This window comes from Staphylococcus cohnii species complex 1663 (genome assembly GCF_041008415.1).
Taxonomy (GTDB): domain Bacteria; phylum Bacillota; class Bacilli; order Staphylococcales; family Staphylococcaceae; genus Staphylococcus; species Staphylococcus ureilyticus.
This window is the reverse complement of the sequence record NZ_JBFDVL010000004.1, coordinates 313,673-328,484: the sequence shown is the minus strand read 5'-3', so window position 1 is coordinate 328,484 and position 14,812 is coordinate 313,673. Positions and strand designations below refer to the sequence as shown.

General features: G+C 31.6%; 14 protein-coding genes. 2 read left to right on the top strand and 12 right to left on the bottom strand.

Annotation, left to right across the window (positions count from 1 at the left end):
- Positions 1 to 368: 368 nt before the first annotated feature.
- The 7 genes from AB1J10_RS07115 to AB1J10_RS07085 form a co-directional block, all read right to left on the bottom strand.
- Positions 369 to 1,433, bottom strand: a complete 1,065-nt coding sequence (locus tag AB1J10_RS07115) for an Mrp/NBP35 family ATP-binding protein (RefSeq protein WP_046208387.1) — start codon at positions 1,431 to 1,433, stop codon at positions 369 to 371.
- 167 nt (positions 1,434 to 1,600) lie between these two features.
- A complete protein-coding gene (locus AB1J10_RS07110) occupies positions 1,601 to 3,046 on the bottom strand; it encodes an MDR family MFS transporter (protein ID WP_107365407.1) in 1,446 nt (481 codons plus the stop codon).
- 30 nt (positions 3,047 to 3,076) lie between these two features.
- The gene (locus tag AB1J10_RS07105; protein ID WP_046208389.1) at positions 3,077 to 3,532 is read right to left on the bottom strand and encodes a SepA family multidrug efflux transporter; all 456 of its coding nucleotides are present in this window, start codon (positions 3,530 to 3,532) and stop codon (positions 3,077 to 3,079) included.
- A gap of 187 nt (positions 3,533 to 3,719) precedes the next feature.
- Positions 3,720 to 5,063, bottom strand: coding sequence for a multidrug efflux MFS transporter SdrM (gene sdrM, locus AB1J10_RS07100; protein ID WP_369003070.1), 1,344 nt, complete (start codon positions 5,061 to 5,063; stop codon positions 3,720 to 3,722).
- Positions 5,064 to 5,311: 248 nt separating this feature from the next.
- Complete coding sequence (gene trhA / locus AB1J10_RS07095; protein WP_046208391.1) at positions 5,312 to 5,995, bottom strand: PAQR family membrane homeostasis protein TrhA; 684 nt, start codon at positions 5,993 to 5,995, stop codon at positions 5,312 to 5,314.
- Positions 5,996 to 6,013: 18 nt separating this feature from the next.
- Entirely contained in the window at positions 6,014 to 7,201 is a 1,188-nt protein-coding gene (locus tag AB1J10_RS07090; protein ID WP_046208392.1) for a UTP--glucose-1-phosphate uridylyltransferase, read from the bottom strand.
- A gap of 115 nt (positions 7,202 to 7,316) precedes the next feature.
- Positions 7,317 to 7,817, bottom strand: a complete 501-nt coding sequence (locus tag AB1J10_RS07085; protein ID WP_046208393.1) for a metal-dependent hydrolase — start codon at positions 7,815 to 7,817, stop codon at positions 7,317 to 7,319.
- A 177-nt stretch (positions 7,818 to 7,994) separates the two neighbouring features.
- On the opposite strand from AB1J10_RS07085, the gene AB1J10_RS07080 reads away from it, so the two are divergent.
- Both AB1J10_RS07080 and AB1J10_RS07075 read left to right on the top strand, forming a co-directional pair.
- Positions 7,995 to 8,255, top strand: a complete 261-nt coding sequence (locus AB1J10_RS07080; protein ID WP_046208394.1) for a SunI/YnzG family protein — start codon at positions 7,995 to 7,997, stop codon at positions 8,253 to 8,255.
- Positions 8,256 to 8,437: 182 nt separating this feature from the next.
- Positions 8,438 to 8,755: a heme oxygenase gene (locus AB1J10_RS07075; RefSeq protein ID WP_073343730.1), complete on the top strand. Its 318-nt coding sequence runs from the start codon at positions 8,438 to 8,440 to the stop codon at positions 8,753 to 8,755.
- Between the two features lie 104 nt (positions 8,756 to 8,859).
- On the opposite strand, the gene AB1J10_RS07070 is transcribed toward AB1J10_RS07075, so the two are convergent.
- The 5 genes from AB1J10_RS07070 to AB1J10_RS07050 all read right to left on the bottom strand — a co-directional run bounded on the left by AB1J10_RS07070 (position 8,860) and on the right by AB1J10_RS07050 (position 14,810).
- Positions 8,860 to 10,233 carry a YjiH family protein gene (locus tag AB1J10_RS07070; protein WP_369003069.1) on the bottom strand — a complete coding sequence of 458 codons (1,374 nt, stop codon included), beginning with the start codon at positions 10,231 to 10,233 and terminating at the stop codon, positions 8,860 to 8,862.
- Positions 10,234 to 10,637: 404 nt separating this feature from the next.
- Positions 10,638 to 11,600 carry a FecCD family ABC transporter permease gene (locus AB1J10_RS07065; protein ID WP_107365409.1) on the bottom strand — a complete coding sequence of 321 codons (963 nt, stop codon included), beginning with the start codon at positions 11,598 to 11,600 and terminating at the stop codon, positions 10,638 to 10,640.
- Positions 11,597 to 12,631 carry a FecCD family ABC transporter permease gene (locus AB1J10_RS07060; RefSeq protein WP_070037706.1) on the bottom strand — a complete coding sequence of 345 codons (1,035 nt, stop codon included), beginning with the start codon at positions 12,629 to 12,631 and terminating at the stop codon, positions 11,597 to 11,599. Before AB1J10_RS07060 ends, AB1J10_RS07065 begins: the two co-directional genes overlap by 4 nt.
- A gap of 12 nt (positions 12,632 to 12,643) precedes the next feature.
- Complete coding sequence (locus AB1J10_RS07055) at positions 12,644 to 13,654, bottom strand: ABC transporter substrate-binding protein (protein ID WP_046208399.1); 1,011 nt, start codon at positions 13,652 to 13,654, stop codon at positions 12,644 to 12,646.
- A gap of 94 nt (positions 13,655 to 13,748) precedes the next feature.
- Complete coding sequence (locus AB1J10_RS07050; RefSeq protein WP_107391300.1) at positions 13,749 to 14,810, bottom strand: alanine racemase; 1,062 nt, start codon at positions 14,808 to 14,810, stop codon at positions 13,749 to 13,751.
- Positions 14,811 to 14,812 lie beyond the last annotated feature (2 nt).

Here is a 14,812-nt window from a genome sequence, read left to right as displayed (position 1 = left end):
TTCGATAAATAATTGCTTTTCTATTTTATCATCTTCGTTAACGTTTCGTCAACAAAAAATTAATTTATTTAACAATCACTTAACATCACTTTAATAATATTAAAATATTATTTCCTTTTTTTCAAGTATATTTTTACACTTTTAAAAATTTATTTAAATAATGTTTTGCCGTTTTTGACGACTTTTATATATTATCAATTTGACTATAAAAAGTCAATGGTTTATATAAATTTTTGTAGCAAACTTTTACAACTATATAACAACACATTTGTTGGTCACAAGAAATAATTTTAACACCAATTCAAAAAAATTGCAAGAGAAAAAAATGAGTAGAAAACTTTAATTTTCTACTCACGCTTCTAAAAACCTTATTTTTTTGTTTTGTCGATGATTTGTTTTGCCATTGATTGATATATTTTACCTAGTCGATCTTCTGCTTGGTAAATGGATGGTGCGAAATCTTTTGGATTCCATGATGGTTGCTCTAAAGGTAATTGACCTAAAAGCTCAGTTTGCAACTCATCTGCTAATTTTTCTCCGCCACCCTTACCAAATACATACTCTTTATTTCCAGTTTCTTTACTTTCGAAATATGACATGTTTTCTATGACACCTAATATAGAATGTTCTGTATGTTTAGCCATAGCTCCCGCTCTTGCTGCAACAAAAGCTGCAGTTGGATGAGGTGTAGAAACAATGATTTCTTTACTAGATGGTAACATCGTATGTACATCTAAAGCAACATCACCGGTACCTGGTGGTAAATCTAAAAGCAGGTAATCTAAATCTCCCCATCGTACTTCAACAAAAAAGTTAGTTAACATTTTACCTAACATAGGTCCTCTCCATATAACTGGTGCGTTTTCTTCAACAAAAAATGCCATTGAGATTACTTTAACACCATGTCTTTCAACCGGTATAATCTCTTTGCCGTCTACTTCCGGTTTTTTATCTATTCCCATCATATCTGGAACACTAAATCCATATATGTCAGCATCTACGAGTCCAACTTTTTTGCCTTCTCTTGCTAGTGAAACAGCTAAGTTTACAGCTACAGTGGATTTACCAACCCCCCCTTTTCCAGAAGCGATCGCTATAAATTCAACAGGATTGTCTTTTGATAATAACCCTTCTATAGTTTGTGGTTGGTCATCACTGTTACCTCTATATTGTTCAACAACATCAGATGGCAACTCTTCAAATCTTATCCCAACAGTATTCGCACCATTTTCTTTCAGCACTTCCACAATAGCCATTTGTAAATCTAACTGAGGCTGTCCTCCTAACTGAGCCATTGCCACCTTCACACTTACATGTTCTATCTCATCTTTTGTTGTTACCTCTATGATCCCATCTGTCTCCTTTAAAGGAACATTAATAATTGGATCTTTAAGTTCTCCAACAAGTTCTTTAACTTGCTCTATCGTTAACACAAAGCGTCCCCCTCTATTTTATAAATATATCCATTAATATTCTAACAAACATCACTTAATTTTGCTTTAAGTAGTTTACATTTAGTATAAATATAATCTTAGTAATACAAAAGAAGTTAGCTCAATTTGTTTTAATTCTTAACAACTGGAGCTAACCTCTTTATTTTTTAGACCTTTCGCGTGTTAATTTCGTTAACATCCCTGTTTTCCTTTATAAACAACGCTATGCTAAACCCAATGACAACGAATACACTAATAACTATAAATGAGTAGTCCACACCATTAGCAATCGCTTGTCGTTGTAATAGTTCTTTATTTTCTATACCTCTAGCATTCTGAGTATATACTTTTGTTCCTATTGTCATAACAGTTACCATCAAGGCCGTGCCTAGGGAGCCCGCAGTAACACGGCCAAAATTACTTATTGCAGTTCCATGAGAAATCTCTCTTTTTTGAAGTGCATTTATGCCAGCTGTATTTAAAGGCATCATTAAGAGTGAGACTGAAAACATTCTTAAAGCATATACAATAACGAGATACAAATATGAGGTATCGGCGCTTAAAAAACATAACATAATCGAGAAGACAGTCAACAAACTGAAACCAATGATAATTAACGGCCTAGCACCATATTTATCATAAAACTTACCAGTAAATATCGACATGATACCATTAATGATTGCGCCGGGCATGATAACTAAACCCGAAAGAAACGCAGACAATCCTAATGCGTTTTGCACATATAATGGAATTAATAAAGCTGGACCTATCATAGACATCATTACAATCATGGATGTAATTGTAGTTAACGTAAACACTCTGTTTTTGAATACAATTAAGTTTAGTAAAGGATTAGGGACCTGCAATTGTCTTTTAATAAATACCCAGATAATAAATAGGCTGACAAGTAATGAAACAATAACAATTGGACTATCAAAACCTAGATTACCAGCACTACTAAACGCATAAAGCATCAATCCAAACCCAAATGTTGAATAGATTACGGAACGTTTGTCCAATTTCGTATCTTTTGTCGTATTATAACTTTTAATAAATATAGCTCCAAAGATAAAACCAATCAATGATATTCCTACAACAATAATGAACGGCATTCTCCAACTCGACAAGTCAATAACTAGACCTGAAAGGGTTGGACCTATCGCTGGTGCAAATTGAATAACTAGTCCTGCGAGCCCCATTGCAAACCCACGCTCATTTTTGGGAAACAACATAAATAATGTAAATTGCATTAGAGGCATAATGATACCCGCCCCTATAGCTTGAATCACACGTGCTAACATTAAAATACCAAATGAAGGCGCTATGGATGCAATGATTGAACCAAGTAAAAAGATACCCATGGCTATCAAATATAACGGTCTTGTCTTAACTCTATCCATTAAGAAAGCTGTCAGTGGAATCATTACTCCATTTACTAACATAAAACCAGTTACTAACCATTGCGATTTACTTTCGTTAATATGAAGCCCTTTCATTATTTGAGGCAATGCTGTATTTAATAGTGTCTGATTTAATATAGCAATAAAAGCACTGATAATCATAACCGCAACAATCATGTTTCTATTTGTTTTAGACAAATTTTCTACGGACACTTAATCACCTCTCACCACTTATATCATCGACTATTTATTCTGATTAAGATTTTCGCTATCAGGATAAAAGACTTCTTTACATACAAATAACATACCCATAATTACAACAATTACCCAAAAATCAATATCTATATACGCATAATGAATGTGAACTATAAAATAGAATAGTAATGTGGTAACAGTAAATGTTATTAAATGATACGTTATCCCTTGAAAATAAGGGTTGTCTGGTAGTTTTTTCCTAAAATAATCCATCAAATTTTCAATGATAAATAATGTAAAATAACCCAATACGATATAGCTACCATAATAGATTAAGTTATCATAAAAGCTTTTATTATAACCAAAGTATGCTAGATGAAAAAATATAAGGATACGACTTAATCCATATAAACCAAATCCTAAGAATGCAAGAAATATAGCACCTGAAATGATAAATACCGAAAGTACAATAAGCGTCGTAAATAAATACTTTATATATTTCATTGCTTACTGTCCTCCCTCTCATCTAATTTATTTTTTATTTATTTTACATTAACTCTTAATTAAAAAACTGTTTCTTATTTTACCATTATAACAACATACACCAAAATACAAATAAGCAAGTATTAAAATTCACTAAACTTCAATACTTGCTTAATAATTAAAATACATATGACTTTTCATTTTCATTCTAAGAATTGCATTTGTGATTATCTTGTTTATATTGTGTCTGCCAAAGTACAAACAATATAAACAAGATGATAAGACTAAGTATAATCACATTGTGTATCGGTAAATGGATAAATGAAACCGTTAAACCATAAACTGTTCCCATAATTGTAGAGCCGATAGAATTACCTAGACTTTTCGTTAATGTATATAGTGACACCATGCGTTTCATATTCTGAGGTGACGTTTCTTCTTGAGTTATTACACTGTCTTTCGTATACACTGTTCCAAAACTAACACCAGCCAGCAATAAACTAAACGCTATAAATATCGGTGTTTTTGTACCTGCGAATATAAAAATGCCACATATTGTTAAAAGAGTAAAAGCAAATATATACAAACCTTTTCTAGACATTTTTGCTTCTAACCTATTTAAATTAAAATTCAACACTAACCAAGCAAAGGAAATTGGAAAAATAACAAATCCACTCTGCAAGGGAGATAGTCCCAGTTCTTCTTGTAGATATATTGGCATATATAAATTATATCCCATCAGTATCATTGCATATAAAAAATCTGTAGTAAAAACGAGTATGATAGTTTTATTAAATTCTTTAACAGGGAAGAAAGGCGCTGCTACACCCTTTTCATTTTTAATTAATATCATACCCATAATAATTGCTATAATAAATGAAAGACAATTTAAATACCACTGACTGTTATTCATTACTGTAAACATTAAAAAGAAAACAAACAGATAAAATAACATAAGTCCTTTCATATCTAATTTATGTGAAGTTGTCGTCTGTTCATGTTTAAAATGAAACGTAAATACTACCAATAACATGGCGATGATAGCGATAGGTATATTAACGAAAAACAACCAATGCCAAGTAGCTAATTCTAAAATTCCACCACCTAAGACCGGACCAATAATACTTGATATCCCCCATACACTACCGACAATTCCCATAATTTTATATCTTAAAGGAATTGCAAAAGCAAGCTTAGGGACAATTTGGCTCAAAGCCATCATTATTCCAGCACCCAATCCCTGAATAAAGCGCGAGATAATTAAAATACCAAATGTACTACTTATACCTGAAAAAAAACTTCCAATTGTAAAAAATACTAATCCCAAAAGTGTTATGTATATAATTTTAGTGCGATCCAATAATTCACCTACAATTGGATTAGCAATCACAATTGCTATAAAGTAAACTGAAAATATCAGTGATATTGAACCAGTCACATTTAAATCTTCTTTTATAGTTGGCAATGCTAATGAAACGATTGATGTTTCAATTGCAGACATAAACATAATTAATATTAATGCAACAACAACACCAAATGTTTTTATATTCATATTTAATCTCCTAACACGAAACTTTCATTATCAATCATTACTAAATCACTATTTGTGCCTAAGTTCAATAGGTTTCCAGTAAATTACTTCTTTTGCCCTATAAAAATGACTAAAAAGAAAGCGAGAATTAAAATCAAATGAACCATTTTGATTTATCTCCCGCTTCCCTGATTGGCTGTATTTCTTTAATCTCATTAATCTTATAAAATAATAATGTTTTACATTAAAACGTTCCATCTATTCGATCATTACATAAAATATAAAATAGCTATAAAGTGAAACACAGAAGCTATTAAAATAAATAAATGCCAAATCATGTGAAAATACGGTCGCTCTTTTTGTGCATAGAACCAAGCACCTATCGTATAGGCTATGCCACCCAACAATATGAATAACATAAACTTCAAGCTCGTATCGAAAAGAATTGTAGGTAAAAATATTATCCCAATCCAACCCATCACTAAATACATCGTTAAACTAAGCTTATGATTTACATGTTTAGCCAATGATTTATAGAGTATGCCCCAAATGGTTATGCCCCATAAAACTATCATTGCTGTCCAACCTATCCAACCACCTACTAACACTAGACATACAGGTGTATAGGTACCGGCAATGGCAATATAAATCATGCTATGATCAATGATTCTAAGTATAAATTTGTGCGACGAATGATTAGGCATTGTATGATATACCGTTGAAGATAAAAACATTAAAAAAATACTTATTACATAGATAGAAACACTAAAAGAACCTAAAATACCATGTGCAAAATAACTTTGTAACGCTGCATACGGTAAAGCACATAAAGTTACAAAGGCAGCGACGCCATGTGATACTGCATTACCAATTTCTTCTCCAAATGTTAATGGTATGATATTTTTAAATGTTTTAGTGACTTTATTACTTTTAACCTCTAATGGTTTAGTCATTAGTGTAATCACCTTTTCTTAGATCCTATTTAAACGTTTTAAATCAGCTGTAGCAGTTTCTACACTATCTTTTCCTTCTTTATTCTTTAACGGAGAAAACTCTTCTTCTCTTGGCACTTGTAATGTAAGAAAACTATTTGCATATTGGAAAATATCAAAATAAAATAATTCAAATTTTAAAGCGGGTTTTTCAATAATTCCAAAATCGTCATCCAATTGTTTAAGCTGTTTTACTGCTAAATGATAAGGCAATTTATTATCTACAGCAGCGTTAATAAATTGTAACTTAAACATATGTATACCAATGTTTGCATTATTTAATTGGTTTGCAGTTTCCGCTTCTAGTTCAGAGTATTCAAGCACGGTATCTTTATCAGCATTTTTAACTAACCTTCCAACACTCTCACCGTGTTTAGGTTGAATCGATTTCGTCGTAATATCCATACTATTTTGGAAAGTGTATCCTGCAAAAAACAAATCTAACACCTTCACTAAAACATTATCAATGTTATTTAAAAAGATATATTCAACACCGTTTTCAGTCATATCTTCAAGATAGCCTGCTTTTTTCAGTGATTTAAATACACCACCGTTACCATTTGGCGTTTCTAAAATAGAACTATCTACATCTAAAATAAGTTTTCCTTCTTCAGATAATGCAACGATATTATCTTGAATAAAGAAATGAACGTGGTTCTTGTCATATCCAAAATAATTTTTTTCTTCAAAAAACAACTGAGTTTGACTATCATTTATTTTACTTGTCATAATGTACCAATCTACATAAACACCCGATTGTTCTTTCAATTCTAGTAATTGACGTGCTTGTAATTCAAATAGGCTCACATCTTCAATCTCAAATGCACCCTTAGGTCCTTTGTATCCTAATCGTGTGCCTTGTCCGCCTGCCATTAAAACTACTGCAAATCTTCCTTTTTTAATAGCTTCTAGGCCAACATGTTCAAATTGTTTAATTTCTTCTTCAGAGAAATTTTCTTTGATATCGTATTTCACTTCATTTACTGAAGATATGTCATCTATTATTTGTTTATTTAAATACAAATCACGATATAAATTTTGAATGTAAGTTAAATCTAATTGATCTACTTGACTAGCTAATTGTTCTTTTTCATTATTACTCATTAATTTTTCAAATTCTATTAGATGTTCTTGGTTAAACTTTTCTAACTCTTTCTTATCTAACATGTCCTCTCTCCTTTATATTCAAAATAGATAAAAAATATATCTTATATCTAATAGGAATATATAATTTCACTATATGCACTTTATATTATTACAAATATAATCACAACCATAATCATCATAAATTTAAAAAGAAATGATTGAAGAATGGTTTGAATAATACGTATAGTGCACCTATTGAAAGCGCGCCTGCTAACGATAAGTCTACTAAGCCACCTGTTTTAAAAACTAAGGGGAATTTAATCGTTAACGGTATTGGATATAATAACTTTACACCTCTAGGCGTTAACATATCTAGTATAACATGTGAAAGCAAACCAAGGATAATTGAAACTAAATAATACTCTGGTGTTTGAATAATATATAAAAGGATACCAATTATAGAAATAAATAATAACGAGTGTGTGAATGTCCTGTGCCCAAACAGTATACGAACAAAAAAACTTAATACTTTGAATCGCCTGCCAATTCTACTCTGCGTGTGACAAATATCAGGTAATAAGCTTGATATAACTGCAAGTGTCATTATTGTTATCGATGTAAATAAATCTGTCTGATAGTATTCTATAGTTAATGCACCTACTAACAAACCGCATGATGTGTGAGTTTTGCCTGTCATGTTCATTGCCCCTTTTCTCGGCTAAATTTTACCATAAAATCCACAATAATGCGAACATACTTTCGTAAAAGATAAATAGTATGACATAATAATCAAAAGTATCACACAATCACTTGAAAACGATTACTTTTTGTTGTATGCTATAGCTATAAATAATTTAAAGGATGTGTTCACGATATGGCAATGACAGTAAAAAAAGATAACAATGAAGTAAGAATTCAATGGAGAGTCGCTGATATTAAGATTCCAACAAGCGAGATTAAAAATGTTTCACAAGATCAAAATATCCATGCAGTTCCAAAATTAGATAGAGATAAAGTTTCACGTATTGGTTCTACATTTGGAAAAACTAATCGTGTTATCATCGATACTGATAACCATGAATACATTATTTACACACAAAATGATCAAAAAGTTTATAATGAAATTACAAAATAGTAGTCACTAAAAGTTAAATTTAGTGAATTTAATTGATTATAAAAAGAAGTGAAATTCTGAAAAATAGGATTTCACTTCTTTTTATATGCAAACACATGAAATAATAAATAAGGGTTTGCAATCAGATAACAGTTTAGTTAAATGCTATACTAAAAATATCAATATGAAAGTAGGTGGAAAATATGTATGTAGTTACTAATCGAATAGATGTTAAGAAAGGGTTTGCTGAAAAGCTAGCTCCGAAATTTACACAAGGTGGAAAAATTCAAGATTTAGATGGCTTTCATCATATTGAAGTATGGTTAATAGACGACGAGACAGATTACGACCAAATGTATGTTAATACGTGGTGGGAAAATGAAGAAGCTTTTAATGGTTGGCTAAAAAGTGATGCTTTTAAAGAGGCGCACAGTCAAAAAAACACTTCTTCACAAGATGAACCATCACCTATTTTAGGAAATAAAATCGTCAAAGCAATTGTTTTAACAGAACTTCACTAATTAAATAAAACACACACATTTACACACATAAGAAACGTTTTAAAGGTCAATCACTTTTAAAATAATTTCAAATATGCGTTTATGTGTGTTTTATTTTGTTTAATTTAATTAAAATAAAGATGGGCCATTAATGCAATAATCGGTAAAGCAATGATTGTTCTAATCAAGAAAATAACAAATAATTTAAAAATACTAACTGGGATTTTAGATCCTAAAATCACGCCACCCACTTCAGATAAATAAATCAACTGCGTAATACTTAAAGCACCAATGACAAACAATGTTATGTCATTTCCAACGCCTTCAATTAAAATAGATGGCAAGAACATGTCAGCAAAACCGATCAAGACAGTTTCTGAAGCTTGTGCAGCTTCTGGAATTTGCAATAACTCTAAATAAGGAACAAAAGGTTTACCTATAATTCCAAATATTGGAGTATAAGTCGCAATGAGCGTAGCTAAAATTCCAACACTCATCACAACTGGTAATATAACGAACCACATATCTATAACTGTTTTAAAACCAGATTTAAAGAACGATTTGAATCCTGGTGCTTTGATTCCAGTTTCAGTAGCCATGTCAAAACCATGTCTCAAAGCAGTTTTATTTGCAGGTAACTTTTCAGTACGCATTTCCTCAGATACTTCTTTTGAATATTCATCTTTAATCATACTCAACGGCCATATTCTAGGTAAAATCAAAGCACATACAATACATGATACAATTACTGATAAATAAAAATAAAAGAAATGATTTTGCATATGTACTGTTTCTGCAACTACAATTGCAAAGGTTAATGATACTACACTGAAGGTAGTGGCTATAACTGTCGCTTCACGTCTAGAATAAAAACCACCTTCATACTGTCTACTTGTTATTAAAACACCAACTGTCCCATCACCAATAAATGATGCTAAATTATCCACTGTCGAACGTCCTGGTAATGTGAATAATGGTCTCATGATTGGTCTGAAAATAGGTCCTAATAATTCCAATAAGCCATACTCCATTAATAAAGGTAAAAAAAGCGCAGCAAAGAAAAATACAGATACAAGCGTTGGTAATAAACTTTCAAACACTAAACCACCAGTATCTGCAGAATAAACTGCTTTTGATCCCATTTTTAAATATGTCATCCAGACAAAAATAACGGCTAAAATTCTTAAAATAAGCCAAACAAATTTGACATTAAATGCATTATTCATTAATCCTTCAGGTTGCAATTTGTTTTTTAATACCGTCGAACAGATGATAGATAAAACACCTGAAATAGTTATTATTATTACAATGATTAATGGCATCGCATCACCTAATAAATCTTTTAATAAGCCTGCTAAAAATGCCACTGGTAAAGTCGTTTGCTTTTCGCCATCTTCAGTCACAGTTACAGGAATCAAAAATAGTATAATCCCCAAAACTGACATCAAAATGAATTTTAATCTTCCTTTAATAATTTGTGCTTTACTGTAATCGTCCATTTTGTTCACCCCTTAGGTGTGTATATATTTTTATAAACACTTTAAAAGCAACAGCAATAATTATAACCTATTTTGTATAAATATGTAAATCAAATTTTTATGTCTTTTTAATGTCATAATTTTTTATAGATAATAAAAGGGAGTGGAACAGAAATCTAATTTTATAAAATAGATTTCGTCGTCCCACCCCGGCAAGCATGACTAGAATTGAAAAAATTATAAATTAATTGCTTGAGCCGTCGCTCATGCATAAGTCCCTTTAACTCGATAAAATATGAAGTGGACTTTTATTTTCAGCTCAGTCATTTACTGTCAATGTGCAATGAGGCTAGTACGAATCTATTGTGTCTCAGCCTCTACTTTAAATGAAAGCGTTTTCTTTTTCAATCTTTTATATATTAAATTTATAATTTTCTTAATAAAAATAGAAAATAAGGCACACCAACAATAGCGACGATAACACCAACTGGAATATCAATTGGCGGGTGAATAACTCTCGCTAGACTGTCACTTATCATTAAAATTAAAGCGCCTAACAAACCAGACATAAATGTAATATGTTTGTGCTTGTGACCAACTAACTGTCTAGCCATATGAGGTGCAATAAGTCCTAAAAAGCTTAGACCCCCAACAACAGATATTGAAGCACCTGCTAGAATAACAGCTAAAAATAAAAGTATTGCCTTTACTTTTTTCACTTTTGCTCCGAGTGCAATCGCTATATCATCTCCTAATGTTAAAATATCTAGTTGATGACAATAATAAAATATCACTGGTAATGTAACAATAAACCAAGGTAATATCACCCACACATTTGACATACTATGACCATATAAGCTACCTGTCAGCCAGACTAATGCCGTATTAGCATCAAGCGGGTTACGTATGAGCATATACTGCACGATTGCTGTACATATCGCACCTATCGCTAAACCAATTAGCGCTAACTTAGAACCTTTTACATTAAATTTTGATATTAATATAGTTAAAATCATACTGATAATTAATGCACCTGCAAAAGAGCCAAACGGTAATATAAATAAAGGCGCTGATGGAAATAACATGATAATTGTAACAGCAGATAAACTTGCACCTTTGGTAATACCAATCACATCAGGGGAAGCTAGAGCATTTCTTACAACGCCCTGTATTAATGCGCCAGAAATGGCAAGGCTACTACCTACAATTAATGCTAAAAACATTCTTGGTGCTCTATATTCGTTAATAATAAAATTATTTTGTGTAAAAAGGCTACTTACTGCTTCAAACGGATTGATGAATACAGCACCTATCGAAAGAGACGCAATCGACGCAATCAATAACAATACTGTGACAAGCGAATATCGAAATATGAATGGTCTCATCATAGCCTTCTCACCCCTTTTATTGTAAATGCTAAGAAATAAAAAGCACCTATAAATGACGTTACTATGCCTACAGGTGATTCAAAAGGAAAGGCAATCAATCTGCTTAAAACGTCAGATAATAATAATAAATTTGCGCCGATAATCATTGTTAAAGGAACCATTAATCTATAATCTGTTTGAATATAATGTTTAACGATATGCGGTACAATCAAACCTACAAAACCGATTGGACCTGCAATTGAAACAGAAGTACCTGCCAGTACAATAACTAAGATACCAATAATCATTCTTATTAATTTAACATTTTGGCCTAATGAAGTTGCTAAATCTTCACCTAATTCCATGATTGTCAATTGTTTAGAAATGATAATTGTACAAATAAATGCAAGTATCAACCACGGCAAGATACCTAAAACTTGCGTCCATGTAATCGAAGATAAAGACCCTACTAACCAAAACATTACCGTTGATGTAGCATCTTCATTTAATAAGATAATGCCTTGTGTCATGCTTGAAAAAAATAAATGGATAGCCATTCCAGCAAGCGCTAACTTAATGGGTGTCATCCCTTTTGTTGAGCCAGATAATGCATAAACCGTAAGCCCTCCTATAAATGCACCTATAAAAGCGAATATCGTGGCATAAGTCGACAATGAAGGCATGATCATAGTAATCAATACAATCACGAAAGATGCGCCAGAATTTACGCCAAATATTTGAGGAGAAGCCAATGGATTTCTAGTCATTGCTTGCATTAACAATCCTGCTAACCCTAGCGCTGCACCTATGAATAATCCTGCTAACATTCTTGGGATTCGTACATTATGTATTAAAAATGTTTGTTTAGTATGTGAATGTGTTAAAAAATAATCATTAAAATCATTTAATGTAATATGAGATGCTCCTACACTTAAGTTAAAATAAATAATCACAAAAAGCGCACACACACTCACAATAAATGTGAGTGCTGTGCGTTTATTATGTTTCTTATCTTCAGTTTTGGTTTGGTTAATGCTATTAGACTTAGTCATTTACCGTTCACCTTACTTTTGTTGTTTATCATTTTTTTCATCTTTTGAAATCTCTACTAATTGTTTAGCTATCTCTTCAGAAGAAATGATGCCTCGTGCACGAGCCCAAGTATTTCTATCTACAACTGCAATTCTATCATTTTTAACAGCATCTAAACTTTGCCAAACTGGTTCTTCTTCTTGTTTTTTCAAGTTTGGATCATTTTTTCCCTTGTCCACCATGATAAACATGCGTCCTGGATTAATATCTGAAAGCACTTCTGAATTTAGTTGTAAATATGGGCCTTTCAAATATTTAGATAGGTTATCTGTTTCAGTTTTATTAAGCGCGTTGTTAAAGCCTAGTTCTTTCAATAATTCACCAACATATGTGTTTTCTGGATGTGCGAGCAAACCAGATTTGGCAATAACTGTCGCTAATACTGGTTGTGATTTATCCATTGTTATTTCTTTCTTGTATTTATCCATTAACTCATTATGTTTTTTTAGTCTCTCTTTTCCTTTATCTTCTTCACCTGTAGCTTTAGCAATTGTTTTAAAAGCATCTAGGTTATCTTTATAATCACTATCAAAGCTTGGTAACATAATCGTTGGGGCAATTTTTTCTAAATCTTTTTGTATACCCTTATGTCTGTTGCTATCTGCAATAATTAAATCTGGTTTCTGATTACTAATTTCTTCCAAATTTGGTTGTTTACGTGCACCCACTGATTGATAATCACCTATTTTTTCACGAATCGGTGCTAAAATCCTCTCTTTTTTTCCATCATCTGCCACACCAACCGGTTTAATATCTAATGCAGCCAATGCATCAACAAATGAAAACTCAAGTGCAACTACACGTTTAGGTTTTTTATCAATGTTCGTTGTTCCCCCATCATGCTTTATCGTTGTGCCGTTTTTACTTTTGTCGTCATTTTTAGATTGGTCAGAACCATTGTCACTAACCTTACCGCAAGCCGCTAACAAGATAAGCGTTACTGTAATTAATAACAGACCCATCCATTTAGATCTTTGCTTCATCGTTTTCACTCCTTAGATATGTATCATTACACATCTAATTTTATTGATAACGATTCTCAATGTCAATAATTTTTTTATTAAAACTTGATAAAAATCAAATTTTATTCAATATTCCCTTAATTTGGGGATAACACATTTTTTCAATGATATCATCACGCTTATAGTCTTTTGGTAAATTAGGCACAAACATACTTTGCGCTAAAGCTTTGTAACCTAGGCTAAACTGAATTTTATCTCCAATATGATAATGTTCATTATTTAACAAATCCATCATAAGGTGATCGCTCGTTGCACCCAAAACTTTCACTTGATGATGTAATGGTTGAATATCGTTGACGTCTGTGTCTAAATTTCCTATATCTACAATTGCTTGTAAATAATGTTGACCATCATTTACGTTAATGCGTGGCTTAATTTCCACAATTTCTGTCTCTAAAATGATGGCATTTTGATATAAAGTATCAAATGAATGATTCGTCGTCGTTTCAATGCCTCTAAATAAAGTTTCTCCAATCCTTAATTCGTTAATTTTTCCTAAATCATTATAAAGCATTTGTAATAGCATACTAGAGTTGCCACCTGAGATAACATCAAATTGCATATGCATGACTTCCTCGATTGAAGTTATAAATTGATTAATCAGCTTAACATCTTCTTCAGTCGGAGCAATTGCATTAAAACACATAAAATTAAAAGCCAATCCTTTAAGATAGATATGATGCATATTAATAATTTCTTTAATATAATCAATCACATCGTAAGTCAACACACCTTCTCTAGCATCTTTCCAATCAACCATTAACAATATATTATGTTTCACATCATAATTACTTGCGATTTCATTGATTTGTCGTATTGTTGCCAATTCAGTTTGAATACTCGTGTCAACGTAATGAACTAAATTTTCTAATTCATTACGGTTACTATTTCTAATTAATGTATAAGACATTGCTTTATCTGTACTTTTTTGAATATTACTGATTCTTGCGTCTGCAACATGTGTAATGCCAATATTTTTAAACATTTCAACGATTTTTTCATCGCCAGCCACACATTTAATCACAGGTGTAAAATCAATATGGTGCTGATTTAAAAGCGCACTTAAAGTCATGGCATTGTACTTAATTTTAGAAAGATTTACTTTGATCTTTGCCATAA

Excerpts from the sequence above, each read along its gene's own strand:
- AB1J10_RS07050 (WP_107391300.1), bottom strand. The coding sequence starts at position 14,810 with ATGGCAAAGATCAAAGTAAATCTTTCTAAAATTAAGTACAATGCCATG.
- AB1J10_RS07105 (WP_046208389.1), bottom strand. The coding sequence starts at position 3,532 with ATGAAATATATAAAGTATTTATTTACGACGCTTATTGTACTTTCGGTA.
- AB1J10_RS07055 (WP_046208399.1), bottom strand. The coding sequence starts at position 13,654 with ATGAAGCAAAGATCTAAATGGATGGGTCTGTTATTAATTACAGTAACG.
- AB1J10_RS07090 (WP_046208392.1), bottom strand. The coding sequence starts at position 7,201 with ATGTTAGATAAGAAAGAGTTAGAAAAGTTTAACCAAGAACATCTAATA.
- AB1J10_RS07060 (WP_070037706.1), bottom strand. The coding sequence starts at position 12,631 with ATGACTAAGTCTAATAGCATTAACCAAACCAAAACTGAAGATAAGAAA.
- sdrM (WP_369003070.1), bottom strand. The coding sequence starts at position 5,063 with ATGAATATAAAAACATTTGGTGTTGTTGTTGCATTAATATTAATTATG.
- trhA (WP_046208391.1), bottom strand. The coding sequence starts at position 5,995 with ATGACTAAACCATTAGAGGTTAAAAGTAATAAAGTCACTAAAACATTT.
- AB1J10_RS07075 (WP_073343730.1), top strand. The coding sequence starts at position 8,438 with ATGTATGTAGTTACTAATCGAATAGATGTTAAGAAAGGGTTTGCTGAA.
- AB1J10_RS07080 (WP_046208394.1), top strand. The coding sequence starts at position 7,995 with ATGGCAATGACAGTAAAAAAAGATAACAATGAAGTAAGAATTCAATGG.
- AB1J10_RS07065 (WP_107365409.1), bottom strand. The coding sequence starts at position 11,600 with ATGATGAGACCATTCATATTTCGATATTCGCTTGTCACAGTATTGTTA.
- AB1J10_RS07085 (WP_046208393.1), bottom strand. The coding sequence starts at position 7,817 with ATGACAGGCAAAACTCACACATCATGCGGTTTGTTAGTAGGTGCATTA.
- AB1J10_RS07070 (WP_369003069.1), bottom strand. The coding sequence starts at position 10,233 with ATGGACGATTACAGTAAAGCACAAATTATTAAAGGAAGATTAAAATTC.